Origin of the sequence: Micromonospora sp. NPDC049679, from assembly GCF_040659735.1 — a bacterium.
GTDB lineage: Bacteria > Actinomycetota > Actinomycetes > Mycobacteriales > Micromonosporaceae > Micromonospora_I.
The window spans coordinates 40667-57417 of record NZ_JBFANZ010000022.1 but is presented as its reverse complement, the minus strand read 5'-3'; the positions used below and the strand labels follow the sequence as shown (position 1 = coordinate 57417).

The window sequence follows — 16751 nt, the reverse complement described above, 5'->3', positions numbered from 1 at the left end:
CGACCGTGCCAGGCCCGCAGCAGGCGACGCCGGGCCTGGCCGGTCCGTGGCTCAGCGGGGTGCCGGAGCTATCGCGCCCCGGGATTCATCCCGGCTGAAGGATCTATCGCGGCCCAGGATTTATCGCGTCCCGGGGCAGCAGGGCGGCAACCCACGCGTCGATCCGCTCGTCGCGGTGCGCGACCCCGCCGCGCGTGGTGCCCTCCATCACGAAGCCCGCCTTCTCGGCCACCCGTCGGGAAGCGGTGTTGCCCACGTTGGCGCGCCACTCGATACGGGCCAGTCCGAGACTGGTGAAGCCAAACGCGCAGAGCGCGGCGAGGGCGGCCGGGGCGTACCCGAGACCGCGTGCCGCCGGCGTCACCATGAAGCCGACGTCGGCCACCGCCGGGTCGCCGAGGGAGATCCGCAGTTCCATCGAGCCCACGTACCGGTCGGTGGAGTCCGCCACCGCGAAGACCGCGCCGTCTCCGCGCTCCCACCGTCCCCGGGTGTGCGGCCCGACGAAGAATTCCGCGTCCCCGCGACCGTACGGGTCGGGGACCGTCGTCCAGCGCAGCGTCTCCGGGTCCTGGCAGGCGGTGACCACCGCGTCGACGTCCCGCTCCTCGGGAGCGCGCAGCCGGATCTCGCCGTGCCGGGTGCTCGCGAAGAGCACCGGCTGCTCGTGTCCGAACACCGCCGCCCGCCGGGCCTGCACCGAACCCGGCGGCGCCGGTCGCCGCTCCCCGTCGACCAGATCGCCGGGGAGCAGCGAACCGGCCCAGGCGTCGGCGCGGCGGCCGTCGCTGTGGCGCAACCCCGCCCGCTGTATTCCTTCCATCCGTACGCCGAGCCGGAGCGCGACGAGCCGGGACGCATGGTTGCCGACCACGGCCCGCCAGCCGATGCGCTCCAGTCCCAACTCCTCGAAGGCCCACCGGGCCAGCAGTCGGCACGCCCGCTCGGCGACCCCGTGCCCGCGCGCCCACGGCGCCGTCCAGTAGCCGATCCGGGCGTCGCCGCGCGCCAAGTCGAGCGCGTTGAGCGCGCAGGTGCCGAGCAGGTGGCCGGTCGCGGCGTCGAAGACACCCAGGTGGTAGGCGATGTCGTCGGCCAGCCATTTCGGCGCGGTCCGCTCGACGAACGCGACGGCGTGCTCCCTGGGGTAGGGCGACGGAAGGGCGGACCAGCGCCGGATGTCCGCGTCCTGGCACGCCCGGTGGAGCGCGTCGGCGTCCTCCGGGCGCCAGGGGCGCAGCAGCAGGCCGTCTTCGGAGATTTCCAGGGGTTCCACGCCCGCCATCCTGCCGGAGGTTTCACCCTCGGCGTAACGGGATTGTGCTGGGCGGGAGCGGGCCGGCTGGGCGAAATGTCGACTTCCGACGGATCGGCGGGGGCCGTGACTGACGATTCGGCTCATGGTGCGCCTACGATGGTTCGGCAGACTGTCTAGGGGAGCGTTGATCCGTGTCGATTCTGGAAAAGGTCCTTCGCGCCGGCGAGGGGCGCATGGTGCGCCGGCTCAAGGCGGTCGCGGCTGCCGTCAACTCGATCGAGGACGACTACGTCGATCTCAGCGACGCCGAGCTGCGTGCGCTGACTGATCAGTACCGTCAGCGGATCGCCGACGGCGAGACCCTCGACGACCTGCTGCCGGAAGCGTTCGCGACGGCCCGCGAGGCGGCCTCCCGGGTGCTCGGCCAGCGTCACTACGAGGTGCAGATCATGGGCGGCGCGGCGCTGCACTTCGGCAACATCGCCGAGATGAAGACCGGTGAGGGCAAGACGCTCACCTCTGTGCTGCCGGCCTACCTCAACGCGCTCAGCGGCAAGGGCGTGCACATCGTGACCGTCAACGACTACCTCGCCGAGCGCGACGCGGCGTGGATGGGACGGGTGCACGAGTTCCTCGGGCTGACCGTCGGCGTGATCCTGCCCAACCGTCCGTCCGCCGACCACCGCGCGGCCTATGAGTGCGACATCACGTACGGCACGAACAACGAGTTCGGCTTCGACTACCTGCGCGACAACATGTCCTGGTCGAGGGAGGAGTTGGTGCAGCGCGGCCACAACTTCGCGATCGTCGACGAGGTCGACTCGATCCTGATCGACGAGGCCCGCACACCGCTGATCATCTCGGGCCCGGCGGAGCACTCGGCGCGCTGGTACGGCGAGTTCGCCGGCGTGGTGGCCCGGTTGCAGCCGGGCACGGACGGCGAGGGCGACTACGAGGTCGACTACGCCAAGCGCACGATCGCGGTGACCGAACGCGGCGTGGCCAAGGTCGAGGACCGGCTCGGCATCGACAACCTGTACGAGTCGGTGAACACCCCGCTGGTCGGCTACCTCAACAACGCGATCAAGGCCAAGGAGCTCTACAAGCGCGACAAGGACTACATCGTCAACGACGGTGAGGTGCTGATCGTCGACGAGTTCACCGGTCGCATCCTGCACGGCCGGCGCTACAACGAGGGCATGCACCAGGCCATCGAGGCCAAGGAAGGCGTGGAGATCAAGCAGGAGAACCAGACTCTTGCCACGATCACCCTGCAGAACTACTTCCGCCTCTACGAGAGGCTCTCCGGCATGACCGGCACCGCCCAGACCGAGGCGGGCGAGTTCAACAAGGTCTACAAGGTCGGCGTCGTGTCGATCCCGACCCACCGGTCGATGATCCGGCTCGACCGGCCGGACGTCATCTACAAGACCGAGAAGGCCAAGTTCAACGCCGTCGTCGAGGACATCGCCGAGCGGCACGCCGTCGGGCAGCCGGTGCTGGTCGGCACGGTCTCGGTGGAAAACTCCGAGATCCTGTCGCAGTTGCTGCGCCGCCGCGGCATCCCGCACGCGGTGCTCAACGCCAAGTTCCACGCCAAGGAAGCCGAGATCGTCGCGCAGGCCGGGCGGAAGGGTGGTGTCACGGTCGCCACCAACATGGCCGGCCGCGGCACCGACATCCTGCTCGGCGGCAACCCGGAGTTCCTCGCCGCCAACGAGCTGCATCAGCGGGGGCTCGACCCGGTCGAGCACGAGGACGACTACAACAAGGCGCTGGAAGAGATCCTGCCCCGCTGGAAGCAGGCCTGCGACGAGGAGGCCGAGGACGTCGCCTCCGTCGGTGGCCTCTACGTGCTCGGCACGGAGCGGCACGAGTCGCGCCGGATCGACAACCAGCTGCGTGGTCGTTCCGGTCGACAGGGTGACCCCGGTGAGTCGCGCTTCTACCTGTCGCTGCAGGACGAGCTGATGCGGCGCTTCCGGGCCGGGGCGGTCGAGGCGGTCATGGAGCGCTTCAACATCCCCGAGGATGTGCCGATCGAGTCGAAGATGGTGACCCGCCAGATCAAGAGCGCGCAGGCGCAGATCGAGGGTCAGAACGCCGAGATCCGCAAGAACGTCCTCAAGTACGACGAGGTGCTCAACAAGCAGCGCCAGGTGATCTACGCCGAGCGCAAGCGCGTGCTCAACGGCGAGGATCTGCACGACCAGGTCCAGCACATGATCGACGACGTGATCACGGCGTACGTGACGGGCGCGACGGCGGAAGGCTACGCCGAGGACTGGGACCTGGAACAGCTCTGGGCCAGCCTCAAGCAGCTCTACCCGGTCGGCATCACGATCGAGGACCTCGAGGAGGAGGCGGGTGGCGAGCGCGGCAGCATCGACGCCGACTTCCTGCTCGCCCAGCTCCTCGAGGACGCGCACGCCGCGTACGAGCGCCGCGAGGCGGAGCTCGGCGCCGAGGCGCTGCGGCAGCTCGAACGGATGGTGCTGCTGCAGGTCATCGACCGTAAGTGGCGTGAGCACCTCTACGAGATGGACTACCTCCAGGAGGGTGTGGGTCTGCGCGCCTACGCCCAGCGGGACCCGCTGGTCGAATACCAGCGCGAGGGCTTCGCGATGTTCGCCACGATGATGGACGGCATCAAGGAGGAGACGGTCGGCTTCCTGTTCAACCTAGAGGTTCAGGTGGAGGAGGCGCCGGCTTCGGTGGAGGGCGGCCGGGGCCCGGCGCCGATGCCGATGCGGGAGGAACCGTCGGTCGAGATCAAGGCCAAGGGGCTGGGTCGCCAGGCGCAGCCGCCGCAGGGGCTTCGCTACACGGCCCCCGTGGTGGATGGCGCCGCGGGCGCCGACGGCGGGGTCCAGGTGGAGCAGGCGCCCGCGCTGGGCGTCGGCCGTCCGGCTCCCTCGCCGTCCAGCTCTTCCCGGCGTCCCGCGCCCGGGCAGGCGGTCAGCAGCAACGGCCCCTCCCGTAACGCTCCGTGCCCCTGTGGTTCGGGCAAGAAGTACAAGCGCTGCCACGGCGCGCCCACTGCCTGACCGTACGTCTGCTGACGAAGGCTCCCCGCGTTTCGCGGGGAGCCTTCGTCGTGTACGGCGCCCACGGTCGCGCCGGCTGAGCGCACGGGGTGCCGGTCAGAGAAGTTCGGCCATCCTGCCGACCCAGCTGCCGCCGCGTTGTTCGAGGCGGAACGCGATGGCCCAGGTGCGCCCGGCCGCGCTCAGGGCGGCGGCGGCCTCCGCGACGCCGCGCCGCGGCTCGCAGACCCGCAGCGTCCGCAGCCGCACCAACTCCTTCGGCCGCCCAATGACCCGGTGCCCGGCCATCCGGTCGATCCCGGTCGCCAGATGCTGGCTGATCGCCTGGGCGTGAAACGGACCGGACAGCGGCCGGATGTGGGAGACCGGCCGGTACCCGTTGAAGATCTCCAGACAGGTGGTGAGGAAACGGCGGGCGGCCTGACGGGCCTCCGGGGACGCCGCGGCCAGCGCGTCGGACGGCAGGGCTCGGGGGACGTCGTCCGCCGGCGGGACCGTCGCGGCCGGTTCTGCGCGACGGCGCCGGACCGTGTCGGTGCGCGCGACGGGGCCGAGTTTCAGCGCGAGCTGCCGGGCGCCCGACGGCAGCGCCCAGGTCTGCGGGTCGGACTCGTCCTCGAAGGGCGGGTCGAGAGGGGGCGCCGGGCGTAGCCGTACGACGGGGCGGGCCGGGATCCGCACAGGCTGCACGCCGTGCTCCTCTCGATCTTGCGTTTACCTTCGTTTGCCTTCGACAAGCCTCATTCATACTGGACGATATCCGTTGGGGTCAATGCGGCATGCCGCCGGAATCGGCACGCGCAGGGCAGCACCGCCCTCGCGCGGCGTCCAGACGTCTGCGACCGCCTCACGCGGGACCGGGCGTCCAGACGTCTGCGACCGCCTCCGGCGGGACCGGGGCGGGTAAGGATGGAGCGATCGCGGGGATCGGCGCGGCCGGGGCCGGGGATGTGCGGTCGGCTATTCCGGTTCGCGATCGACCAGCGGGTTCCCGTGCACCCATTCGGAGGTCTCGGCGTATTTCCGCTGGATGTACTCCTCCAGCCGCGCGCGTTCCACCCGCCACTGGCCCCGGCCGCCGATCTTGATCGCCGGAAGTTCGCCGCTGCGCACCATGTGGTAGACCTGCGAGTCCGACACGTTCAGCTCGGCGGCGACGTCGGACAGCTGCAGGAACCTCGGTTCCACGGTGACTCCCGGAGGGGTGGACGGCGGTCGTCCTAGTTTGCCATCGACCGCCCCGCGGGCCACTCCTGTGCGCGGGCCGGGCATTGCTGATCGGACACACCGGGCCGGATGAGCTTCCGACGGGGCGTTGCGGGGTGTAGGACAGGGGGCGGCGCCGCGAACCGGCGCCGGGCGCGGCCGGTGTTGCCGGCGCGCAGGTGTCGAGTTGGGAGACCGTGCGGTGACAGAGCAGCTCATCCGGGTGTACGTGCCGGCCACCATGCCGATGCTGAGCACCCTGCGCACGACGGGCGAGCTGACCGCGGACTCCGCCGACGCGGTCACCCCCGCGTTGCGGGAGTGGTACGCCGAGGGCGACGAGGAGGAGCTCGAGTACGTCGCGTTCACCCGCGCCGCCCAGGGAGCGCTCCGACTGCTGCGCCAGGATCCCGCCGCGCCCCGCCGCCGGGTCGTGGTCTCGGCCGATCTGCCTCCGGCGGCGGTGCAGCGCGGTGACGGCGAGCTCGGCTCAAGCGCGGTGCGACTCGTCGGGCCGGTGCCGGTGCGCGCGGTCGCCGCGATCCACGTGGACAGCGCCGATGCGGCCGACGACATCGCCGCGGCGGCGGCGGTGATCGAAGAGGCGGGGGCGGGTGATCCCGACGCCCAGTTCACCGTCGACGGGGCGGAGGACCACGAGCTGGAGTGGTACGACGTCTCCGAGCTCGACACGTTCGTCTAGGGCACCCCGCCGCGGTCAGTGGGCTGGCGCGGGCTCCGTGGGCTCGTCGGTCGGCTCGTGCGCGGGGCGCAACGTCCGGCCGAACGCGATCATCGCGGTGATCGCCCCGACGAAGAGGACGACCAGGCCGGCGTTGATCCGGGCGCTGTCCGCCATGTCCTGGAACGCGCTGTCGTCTTCGCTGACCGAGCGCGCCAGGGCGAGCACCTGGGCGCCACCGACACGGGTGATCACCTCGGTGAGCAGCAGCATCACCCCGGTGCCGGCGCCGGCGAGCAGGTACACCGGCCAGCGCGGCGGCGCCTCGAGGTGGCGTACCGCCCGGCGCAGATAGGCGAAGGCGATCACTCCGGCGACCAGGCCGCCGAGCACCGATCCGGCCAACGCCAGCCAGTGCTGGGCGTTCAGCAACGAGACGGCATTGTCGCCCGCCCCGAAGAGGGTGAGCAGGTCGGACTTGAACAGCTCCCGGACGAAGGTGAGCAGGAAGACGCCGAGCGACGCCGCCACGCCTGCGCCGACCACGGCGCTCGCCCGGATGCCGGCGAGCGCGCCGCCGATCGTGGCGCCGGCGGCGATCGTGCCGCCCAGCACCATGATCGCCGAGCCGCCGTTGCCGTGCCCGAGCACGACCGCGGTGGCCGAGCCGACCCCGCTGACCAGGCCGGCGCCGACCGCGATGGCGAACCGCGCGGTCGGGTGGTCGTGCAGGTGGCGTCCGAAGAATCGGCGTACGGCCAGGCCGACGCCCGCACCGCCGACCAGCGCGGCGGAGATCACCGCAGGCAGTCCGATGGCCGCCGCGGTGATCCCGAAGACCCCGTCGCCCGGTGACTCCAATGACGCCTGCACGGATCGGAGCATCACGGCGAGCCAGAGCAGGGCGAGAGCCGCCAGCCACACCGCGCCGATCGCGGCGGCGGGCCGGGCGCCGTCCTCCGTGCCCGTGACCGGCGCGGCGGACGCGCCGGTCGGCTCGGGGTCGGCCGGGCGCGCGGGCGCGGAGATGCCGGTCTCGTTCGTCATCGTCTCCCCTTCGACGGATCGCCGGCCGCGGGCGTGGAGGCGGCTGAGACAGCGGTGAGGTGCCGCCGGGGCACCGGTTGTTCAGGGTACGCGCGACCCTGACCCGACCCGCGCGGTGCCGGTAGGGCACGACGCGCGGCCGGTTCGGAGCCGGCTGCCGGTGCTGCACGGCGCGACCGTGGGCGGGCGGAGGCCGTGCGAGGATTGGGCGAGGATCTGCCGTTGTGGCTCCCACGAAGAGCCCCGGTCGGTCCGATTTCGCCAATGCAGTCGAGATCATCCGGGAGCCTGTGATGGACGCCGTCTTCTCCGTACCCGAGCCGCGCAACGAGCCCGGCCGCCACTACGCGCCGGGCAGCGCCGAGCGCGCCAGCCTGGAGCGGCGTCTCGGCGAACTCGCCGGCGAGCGGCTCGAGCTGACCATGACCATCGACGGTCAGCAGCGGATGGGCGCGGGCGCGGCGATCGAGGTCGTGCAGCCGCACCGGCACCGGCACGTGCTGGGGGTCACCCACAACGCGACCAACGCCGACGCCGTCGCGGCGGTGACGGCCGCGAAGAAAGCCGCCCCGATGTGGCGTGCTTTGTCCTTCGAAGACCGGGCCGCGATCTTCCTGCGCGCCGCCGAACTGCTCGCCGGGCCCTGGCGTGACACGCTCAACGGTGCGACCATGCTCGGCCAGTCGAAGACGGCCTACCAGGCCGAGATCGACTCCGCCTGTGAGCTGATCGACTTCCTCCGGTTCAACGTCGCGTTCGCGCACAAGCTCCTCGGCGAGCAGCCGCAGTCCTCGCCCGGGGTGTGGAACCGCTTCGACCACCGGCCCCTCGAGGGCTTCGTCTACGCGATCACCCCGTTCAACTTCACCGCCATCGCGGGCAACCTCCCGTCGGCCCCCGCGCTGATGGGCAACACGGTGGTCTGGAAGCCGGCGCCGACGCAGCAGTTCGCGGCCCACTTCACGATGCGGCTCTTCGAGGCCGCCGGCCTGCCGCCCGGCGTGATCAACATGGTCACCGGGCACGGGATCGAGGTTTCCGAGGTCACCCTCGCGGACCCCGACCTCGCCGGCATCCACTTCACCGGCTCGACCAAGGTCTTCCAGCACCTGTGGCGCACCATCGGGGACAACATCGACCGCTACCGGTCCTACCCGCGCCTGGTGGGAGAGACCGGCGGCAAGGACTTCGTTGTCGCGCACAGCAGCGCCGACGTGGATGCGCTGCACACCGCGTTGGTTCGCGGCGCCTTCGAATACCAGGGGCAGAAGTGCTCGGCGGCGTCGCGGGCGTACATCCCGCGATCGATCTGGGATGGTGGGCTGCGCGACCGGCTCGCCGCGACCACTGGCTCCATCGCGTACGGCGACGTGACCGATTTCCGTAACTTCGGCGGGGCGGTGATCGACGCCCGCGCGTTCGCACGGCACGCCGCGGCACTGGACATGATGAAGAAGGACGACGCCTGCACCGTGATCGCCGGCGGCACCGCCGACGACTCCGAGGGCTTCTTCGTCCGGCCCACCGTCGTCGAGTGCACCGACCCGACGCACGACGTCTTCACCACGGAGTTCTTCGGGCCGATCCTGTCGGTGCACGTCTTCGACGACGAGCGCTTCGAGAGCGTGGTGACCCAGGCGGAGGGTTCCGCGGCGTACGCGCTGACCGGCTCGATCTTCGCCGACGACCGTCGCGTCGTCGACTGGGCGAGCGAGACACTGCGCTACGCGGCCGGCAACTTCTACATCAACGACAAGCCGACCGGGGCCGTGGTCGGGCAGCAGCCGTTCGGTGGCGCCCGGGCCAGCGGCACCAACGACAAGGCGGGCTCCTGGCACAACCTGGCCCGCTGGACGTCGCCGCGCACCATCAAGGAGACGTTCGTGCCGGCGACCGACTTCCGCTACCCCCACATGGGCTGACCCCGCGGTCTTTCCACGTCGATCAAGGACATGTTCTCACGGTTCGATCTTCATCCGTGTGAATACGTCCTTGATCGACCGGTAAGTCCTTGATCAGGCGGGGGAGACGGCCTCGATCCGGTCGAGCGCGAACGCCCGCTCCTCCTCCCGCAGGTGACACCAGGCCACCAGCAGGTGCCGTTCCACCTCCATCGGCTGCACGACGCGGGTGGAGAAGCCGCCCGAGGCGTTGCGGTAGTCGATCCGCACCGGCTCGCCCGTGCCGATCGCCCCGACCAGTAGCTGCTGCTCGGCGTCGTTGAGCCGCGCCGCGTGCCGCCGTACGGCCGCGTCGGCGCTCTGCCCCGCCGGCTCGTCGGGGGCCTGCCGCTCGTCGAGCCGCCCGTGTCCGCTCCGCCGGGGCAGTTCGAGGACGGTCGCGAGCGGGCCGTCGACCACCGCGTTCGCCAGCAACCGCTCCGCCACCTCGGTCGGATCCACCGCCGGTTCCTGCTCCGGTCCGCCCCCGCGTCGGCCTCTTCCGGCACGGCGCAGGGCCGGGGCGCGGCGCCGGGGCGACCGCTCGATGATCGGTTCCCCGTCGGCGTCCTCGCCGGCCGGCGCGTAGCCGGCGTCCCGCAATGCGGCGAGCGTCTCGGCGACCGGTTTCGCGCTGGCGAGCACCGTCGGGGCCAGAACGGCCAGCCCGAGCGGGCGCAGCGCCCGTACCCCGGCGATCTCGGTGAGCAGCGTGGGGTCGTCGGCGTGCAGGACGCAGCCGACCGCCCGTACCCGGATCCGGCCGTGCCGGCGTCCAACGTCCGTGATCAGGTATTCGAGCGATTGCGGCAGGGTCTGGCCGACCGCCGCGGCGCGGAGCGCGGCGACCAGTTCGTCGGGCGCGTAGCCCGCATCCAGGGCGGCGCGCAGCGAGCCCGAGGTGAACCGCCAGGTGGTCGCGGCCCCACGCGACTCGCGTTCGGCGGCGTTGTCGAGGAGTCCGGCCAGGGCCGCTGCCGGTATGCCCGGCACCACGACGGTCAGGTCGTTCTGGAAGACGGCCTGCCGCACAGCGGGCGGCAGCAGCGCCGCCGCCGCGTCGCCCAGGGTCGCGGGAGCGTGCCGCAGCGCCCGTCCGAGCGGGGTGAGCGTGCCGTGCGCGACGACCCCGATCAGCTGCGTCTCCTGCCACAGACCGGTGAGCAACTGCGCCACCGCGCCTCCCGCCCCGGTCAGCAGCGGCAGCCGCCAGCGCAGGACCTCGGTCAGCTGTCGGCCGTCGGCCACGCCACGTCCGTCGGGCAGGTCGGCCGCGACGCGCAGGAGGATGGGGCGCAGGTCGTACGCCGCCAACCAGGCCCCGTCGCGCAACAGCGGGGCCGGTGGGGGCCCGCCGTCGGGACGATGCTCGGCGAGCGGCGCACCCGGAATCTGCTGCCACGCCCGCAGCAGCACCGGCAGTCGGGCCGCCGGTTCGCTGTCGCACCATTCGTCGTACGCCTCGGTCGGTTGCACCTGCCCACCCGCGATGCCGAGCAAGCCGGCGGCGTAGGCGAGCTCCAGCCACAGCCGTACCTCCGGCTCGCCGCACCCCACCGACTTCGCCAGCCGCCGCAGCTCGCGGCTTCCCACGCCACCCGCCTTGAGCAGCGCGACGGGCGTGGTGGCGGCGGAGTCGAGCAGGGCGGAGATCTGCTCGACGGCGCTGGTCGCCGCGGCCGCGGCCTCCCGCGCCACGGCCGTCTCGTCCGCGTCGACCAGCGCGAGCGCCGGTGGATGAGGCTCGTAGGGCGCCCGCCAGTCCGGGCCGCGCAGCGCCGTGCCGACTTCCGCCGGCAGTTGCGCGTGGTGCCAGCCGTCCCACACCAGCAGGCCGCGGCGGACCGCCCAGCCGATCGCCGGGCCGTCCGGGCTGCGGAGCTCGTACTGCGGGGGCGCCGCGACCAGCGGGCCGGCGGCCGCGACCGACAGCAGCAGCTCGCGGGCGTCGGGCGGGGCGGCCGCGACCAGCGCGCGGACCCGGTCGGCGTCGGCGAGCGCGTCGGAGACCGCCGCGACCAGGTCGTGCTGGCTACGCGGAGCGGAGAGCCCGAGGGTGGCGGCGATCTCGCGCAGCTCGCCGGGAGGCACCGCGCCGAGCAGACGGGCGGCGGGTGCGCCGAGACCGAGCGGATGCGCGAAGAACGACCAGAGCGGCCCGGTCATCCGCAGGTCATCGCCGTCCGGCCAGACGAGCGCCCACCCGGCGAGCGTGCGCAGCGTGCCGTCGAATTCCGGATCGTCGGGGGAGCGGCCGATCGCGGCGGCGAGCTGCTCCCGGCCGACGCTCGGCGCACCGCAGGCCTGGAGCGCCTCGATGAGCTGGACGGCGGGGCGGGGGAGCGACGCGAGCGCGGCGACGGCGGAGCCGCGCTCCTGCAGCCGGGCGGCGAGCGCGGACAGTTCGGTGGGCGGTGGCTCGGTCAGCGTGTCCGGCCGGCGGGTCAGGATGCCGGCGAGCGCGTCGGCGTCGAGCCCGGCGAGCCAGTGAACCAGTGGAGTGGACACGTCGGCCCAATCTGCCGTACGCCCGAGCCGCAGGTCAAACGTGTGGGGCGGTAGCGTTCGGGAGTGACTGACAAGACCCTTCGCGACAACGGCGTCGCCCCGGACCCCCGCTTCGGCGAGCAGGGCGGCCTTCTCACCTACGGCGCCTACCTGCGCCTGCCCGACCTGCTCGATCAGCAGGTCCCCGAGTCGTCGCCGCCGGCCCACGACGAACTGCTCTTCATCACCATCCACCAGGTCTATGAGCTGTGGTTCAAGCTGCTGCTGTCGGAGTTGACCGACGCGCGGGACCGGATGCTGGCCGGTGAGAGCTACCTGCCGCGGGTGCGCCTGGAGCGCTGCCACACGATCGAACGTGTCCTGGTCGGGCAGGTCGATGTGATCGACACGATGACGCCGCAGGACTTCCTCGCCTTCCGCACCAAGCTGGCGCCGGCCTCGGGCTTCCAGTCGGCGCAGTTCCGCGAGATCGAGTTCCTCTCCGGGGCGAAGGACCCGGGCTACCTGCAGCGGTTCCGTGGTCTGAGCGACGGGGACCGTGAGCGGCTGGAGCGCCGCCTCGCGGAGCCGAGTCTCTGGGACGGGTTCCTCGCGGTCCTGGCCAAGGCGGGCTTCGCCGTCGACACGGCCGAACAGCGCATCACGGCGTTCTCCGCGATCGCGCGGGACCGGGAGCGGTTCGGTCAGCTGTGGGACCTGGCTGAGGCGCTGGTCGCGCATGACCAGGCGTTCTGCCTGTGGCGGGCCCGGCACGTGCTGATGGCCGAGCGGCAGATCGGCACCAAGCCGGGTACGGGCGGCTCGGCCGGCGGCGCCTACCTCCGTTCCCGGATCGAGCTGCGTTTCTATCCCGAGCTGTGGGAGCTGCGCAGCCACCTCTGAGCGGGGACCGATCCGCCGACCTTCGCCCGGTGGTGGCCGTGCCACCACCCGATCGGGTGACGTCGGCCCGTCCGCCGATCAAGGAAATTCAGCCCGACCAAGGACGTGTTAACCCGATTGATGGTCAATTCGTGCGAACACGTCCTTGATCGACGAGAAGAGGTTCTGCGCGGGTGGGGCTCCGCGGGTGGGACGAGAAGGCGCCGGTCGCGCCTTCGTCAGCCGGCCCGGATCTTATGATCCGACATATCGGACGTTGCGCCCCAGAAGGCCCCACTAATCGCGCCGAACCCGGCGTACGGGACGAAATCCAGGGGGTCGGGTCGCCGGATCAACCCATCGGAGAGTGTCCAAATCGTCACGCAGAATCGCCAACCGGTGGAGCGGGCGGGTCGGCCGATCGGTCCGTTGAAGATCAAAAAGTGACCCGAGCATATCGACAGTCCTCAGCCGACTGTCTGCCACGGACAGTGCACATTGGAACACACGCCGCTCCCGATCATGCGAAATCCTGGACGCGGGGGAGACAAAGTGGCAGCGTGGAGGGTATGCCGGATTCTGGAATCAACCCTACCGCGGCAGCCCTGCTGGGTCTGCTCCATGAAGGACCCATGACCGGCGGCCAGTTGATGGCCGCCGCTGAGCGCCGTCTCTCGCCCTACTGGTCGATGACGCGCAGTCAGGTCTACCGCGAATTGCCGGTCCTCGCCGACCAGGGCTACGTCCGACTCGGCAAGCCCGGCCCGCGCTCCAGTCAGCCGTACGCGATCACGGCGGCCGGGAAGCGCACCTTCGCCCGGTGGCTGACCGAGTCGCCCGGCCGTGACGCGATCCGGAACCCCATCGCCCTGCGGGTCGCCTTCGGCACCCTGCACTCGGCCAACCAGCTGCGCGAGCTCTACGCGGAGGCGAACGAGCACCACGCGGAGGCCCTGGCCGCGGCGCGGGAGCAGGCCCGGGACGCGAAGAAGGCCGGCGACACGTTCGGCGCCGCCGCGCTGGAGTTCGCCGTGGCGTACCACAAGGCCGCGCTCTCCTGGCTCAAGACCGCGCCGGTCGGCTGACCCCGGCCGGTCCGGCCCGCCGCCGGCGTCGGTGGCGGCGCTGTGCGGCGTTGCCCACGGGAGATGAGCTGCTCGCTTCCGGGGGACGTATTCTTGACTGTTGTGACCGCTGCCGACATTTCCGACCAGCTTAAAGATCTTGACGCCACCCTGCGAAACATCGAGGCCGTCCTCGATGTCGACAGGCTGCGCCGCGACAAGGCGGAGCTGGAGGAGGTGGCCTCCGCCCCTGATCTGTGGAACGACCAGGCCCGGGCTCAGGAGGTGACCTCCAAGCTCTCCCACGTCAACTCCGAGATCGACAAACTCGAGAACCTGCGGAGCCGGCTCGACGACGCCGGCCTGCTGCTGGAGATGGCCGAGGCCGAGGAGGACGAGGGCTCGGTCGCCGAGGTCACCACCGAGGTGGTCGCGCTGCACAAGGCCATCGAGGAGATGGAGGTCCGCACGCTGCTCTCCGGCGAGTACGACTCGCGGGAGGCGCTGGTCGCGATCCGGGCGGGCGCCGGCGGTGTCGACGCGGCCGACTTCGCGGAGATGCTGCTGCGGATGTACCTGCGCTGGGCGGAGCGGCACGGTTACCCGACCGAGGTCTACGAGACGTCCTACGCCGAGGAGGCCGGGCTGAAGTCCGCGACGTTCGCGGTGAAGGCCCCGTACGCGTTCGGCACGCTCAGCGTTGAGTCGGGGACCCACCGCCTGGTGCGGATCAGCCCCTTCGACAACCAGGGGCGGCGGCAGACCAGCTTCGCCGGGGTCGAGGTGCTGCCGGTGGTCGAGCAGACGGACCACATCGACATCCCGGAAAACGAGATGCGGGTCGACGTCTACCGCTCGTCCGGCCCGGGCGGGCAGAGCGTCAACACGACGGACTCCGCGGTGCGCCTCACACACATTCCGACCGGCATCGTGGTGACCTGCCAGAACGAAAAGTCCCAGCTGCAGAACAAGGCCTCCGCGCTGCGCGTGCTGCAGGCCCGGCTGCTGGAGCGCAAGCGGCAGGAGGAGCAGGCGAAGATGGCGGGCCTGAAGACCGACGCCGCCGGCTCCTGGGGCGACCAGATGCGGTCGTACGTCCTGCACCCGTATCAGATGGTGAAGGATCTGCGTACCGAGCAGGAGACGGGCAATCCGTCGGCGGTCTTCGACGGCGAGCTCGACGGCTTCATCGAGGCGGGGATCCGCTGGCGCAAGCAGACCCAGCTCGCCGGCGACGCGGCCTGACCTGCGCGCCCGTCCCCGGTCGGAGCCGGCCGGGCGGGCGGCGGTCGATCGCGGCGTGTCGCGCTCCGATCGCGGCGTGTCGCCGTTCGCGGGCCGGGTGCGCGTGGTCCGAACGGTCGGCCGGGCCCGCTGAAGGGTGGGCCCGGCACATCCGGAGCAAAGACCTGAGACGCGTTTCGGGCATACCTGGCGAAGGCCTCCAGGGTGGACTTGGACTTTCGGTTACACCGCGTAGACTCACCACCCGTGATTCAGCTTGAGCAAGTGACTAAGACGTACCCCAAGTCGTCTCGGCCATCGCTGGACGATGTGTCGGTCTCGATCGAGAAGGGGGAGTTCGTCTTCTTCATCGGTCCGTCCGGCTCCGGTAAGTCCACGATCATCAAGCTGCTGCTGCACGAGGTGACGCCCAGTAAGGGCAAGGTCGTCGTGAACAGCCGGGACGTCACCGCGATGCGTTCGTGGAAGATCCCGCACTTCCGTCGCTCGATCGGATGCGTCTTCCAGGACTTCCGCCTGCTGCCCAATCGCACCGCCTACGAGAACGTGGCGTTCGCCCTCGAGGTGATCGGCAAGACCAAGGCGGTCGCCCGCCGGGTTGTGCCGGAGGTGCTGGAGCTGGTCGGCCTCGGCGGTAAGGAGCACCGTTACCCGCATGAGCTGTCCGGCGGTGAGCAGCAGCGTGTGGCCGTGGCCCGGGCGTTCGTGAACCGGCCGCTGATCCTGCTGGCCGACGAGCCGACCGGAAACCTGGACCCCGACACCTCGATCGAGATCATGCGTCTGCTGGACCGGATCAACCGGACCGGCACGACGGTCGTGATGGTCACGCACGACTCCAACATCGTGAACCAGATGCGCCGGCGCGTCGTTGAAATTGAGGGTGGTCGCATTGTCCGCGACCAGGCTCGCGGCGTTTACGGCTAGCCCTTCGCGAAGCCAGGGCCAGTCGGCCACGACCTGACGAGAACCACTCCTGCGGCGATCCGGAAGGAACCCCCCGATGCGCGCGAAGTACGTCCTGTCCGAGGTGATGGTCGGACTGTGGCGCAACGTGACCATGAGCATCGCCATGATCATCACCATGGCCGTGTCGTTGACCATGCTGGGCGCCAGCGGCCTGATGTACATGCAGGTCGACAAAATGAAGGAGCAGTACTACGGAGACCTGCAGGTCGCGATCTTCCTCGCGGACGGGGTCTCCGAGGAACAGCGCACCACGCTCCAGACCGAGCTCGCCGGCGACCCGCTGGTCAAGGACGTCATCCACGAGACCAAGGCGATGGCGTACGAGAAGTTCAAGGAGCTCTACCGGGACGCTCCGGAGTTCGTGAGCGCGGTGAAAGCGGACCAGCTGCCCGAGTCGTTCCGGGTGAAGCTGAAGGATCCGACGAAGTACGCGCTCATCTTCGACAAGTACAAGAACACGGCCGGGATCGAGCAGATCGTCGATCAACGTCGGTTGCTCGAGAAGATCTTCAACATCCTCAACGCGATCCAGAGCATCGCGCTCGTGGCGGCCTCGGTAATGGCGCTCGCCGCCCTGCTGCTGGTCGGTAACACGATCCAGGTCGCGGCCTACAGCAAGCGGCGAGAAGTCGCGGTGATGAAGCTCGTGGGGGCGTCCAACTGGTTCATCCAAGCGCCGTTCGTGCTGGAGGCCGTGGTCGCCGGCGTGCTCGGCTCGGTCGTCGGCTTCGGTGCCCTCGTGCTGGCCAAGTGGCTCCTGCTCGACGGTTCGCTGCGCGACCTCACCGACCTGCTGACCCCGCTCCAGTGGAGTGAGGTGCTGTTGATGTTCCCGCTCATGGCCGGTGCCGGTGCGCTGGTCAGCGCCGTCACCGCGTGGGTCACGCTCCGCTTCTACCTCCGCGTCTAGTTTCCTTATCGCGC

General features: G+C 70.7%; 13 protein-coding genes. 8 read left to right on the top strand and 5 right to left on the bottom strand.

The annotated features are described in order from the left end of the window. Positions 1–103 precede the first annotated feature (103 nt). Positions 104–1285 carry a GNAT family N-acetyltransferase gene (locus AB0J06_RS16400; protein WP_357429185.1) on the bottom strand — a complete coding sequence of 394 codons (1182 nt, stop codon included), beginning with the start codon at positions 1283–1285 and terminating at the stop codon, positions 104–106. 164 nt (positions 1286–1449) lie between these two features. Between AB0J06_RS16400 and secA the strand changes: the two genes are divergently transcribed. After that, on the top strand, positions 1450–4305 hold the full coding sequence (secA, locus tag AB0J06_RS16395; protein WP_357429183.1) for a preprotein translocase subunit SecA: 2856 nt from the start codon (positions 1450–1452) through the stop codon (positions 4303–4305). Positions 4306–4401: 96 nt separating this feature from the next. Here the strand turns inward: secA and AB0J06_RS16390 are convergent, their stop codons facing one another. Together AB0J06_RS16390 and AB0J06_RS16385 are read right to left on the bottom strand one after the other, a co-directional pair. Beyond that, positions 4402–4995, bottom strand: a complete 594-nt coding sequence (locus AB0J06_RS16390; RefSeq protein WP_357429181.1) for an Rv3235 family protein — start codon at positions 4993–4995, stop codon at positions 4402–4404. Between the two features lie 270 nt (positions 4996–5265). Further along, positions 5266–5493, bottom strand: coding sequence for a helix-turn-helix domain-containing protein (locus AB0J06_RS16385; RefSeq protein ID WP_357429179.1), 228 nt, complete (start codon positions 5491–5493; stop codon positions 5266–5268). A gap of 220 nt (positions 5494–5713) precedes the next feature. On the opposite strand from AB0J06_RS16385, the gene AB0J06_RS16380 reads away from it, so the two are divergent. Further along, on the top strand, positions 5714–6214 hold the full coding sequence (locus tag AB0J06_RS16380; protein WP_357429177.1) for a hypothetical protein: 501 nt from the start codon (positions 5714–5716) through the stop codon (positions 6212–6214). A 15-nt stretch (positions 6215–6229) separates the two neighbouring features. Here the strand turns inward: AB0J06_RS16380 and AB0J06_RS16375 are convergent, their stop codons facing one another. Then, the gene (locus tag AB0J06_RS16375) at positions 6230–7240 is read right to left on the bottom strand and encodes a hypothetical protein (protein ID WP_357429175.1); all 1011 of its coding nucleotides are present in this window, start codon (positions 7238–7240) and stop codon (positions 6230–6232) included. A 293-nt stretch (positions 7241–7533) separates the two neighbouring features. Here AB0J06_RS16375 and pruA point away from each other — a divergent pair, with 293 nt between their 5' ends. Next, positions 7534–9162, top strand: coding sequence for an L-glutamate gamma-semialdehyde dehydrogenase (gene pruA / locus AB0J06_RS16370; protein ID WP_357429173.1), 1629 nt, complete (start codon positions 7534–7536; stop codon positions 9160–9162). Between the two features lie 93 nt (positions 9163–9255). Here pruA and AB0J06_RS16365 read toward each other — a convergent pair whose 3' ends face one another. Further along, complete coding sequence (locus tag AB0J06_RS16365) at positions 9256–11688, bottom strand: helicase C-terminal domain-containing protein (RefSeq protein ID WP_357429171.1); 2433 nt, start codon at positions 11686–11688, stop codon at positions 9256–9258. A gap of 63 nt (positions 11689–11751) precedes the next feature. Between AB0J06_RS16365 and AB0J06_RS16360 the strand changes: the two genes are divergently transcribed. The 5 genes from AB0J06_RS16360 to ftsX all read left to right on the top strand — a co-directional run bounded on the left by AB0J06_RS16360 (position 11752) and on the right by ftsX (position 16737). Then, on the top strand, positions 11752–12570 hold the full coding sequence (locus AB0J06_RS16360) for a tryptophan 2,3-dioxygenase family protein (protein WP_357429170.1): 819 nt from the start codon (positions 11752–11754) through the stop codon (positions 12568–12570). A gap of 548 nt (positions 12571–13118) precedes the next feature. Next, positions 13119–13634 carry a PadR family transcriptional regulator gene (locus AB0J06_RS16355; protein WP_357429168.1) on the top strand — a complete coding sequence of 172 codons (516 nt, stop codon included), beginning with the start codon at positions 13119–13121 and terminating at the stop codon, positions 13632–13634. Between the two features lie 102 nt (positions 13635–13736). Continuing rightward, entirely contained in the window at positions 13737–14858 is a 1122-nt protein-coding gene (prfB, locus tag AB0J06_RS16350) for a peptide chain release factor 2 (protein WP_357429166.1), read from the top strand. Between the two features lie 246 nt (positions 14859–15104). Next, positions 15105–15785, top strand: coding sequence for a cell division ATP-binding protein FtsE (ftsE, locus tag AB0J06_RS16345; RefSeq protein ID WP_357429164.1), 681 nt, complete (start codon positions 15105–15107; stop codon positions 15783–15785). Between the two features lie 76 nt (positions 15786–15861). Then, positions 15862–16737, top strand: coding sequence for a permease-like cell division protein FtsX (ftsX, locus tag AB0J06_RS16340; RefSeq protein ID WP_357429162.1), 876 nt, complete (start codon positions 15862–15864; stop codon positions 16735–16737). Positions 16738–16751: the final 14 nt, after the last annotated feature.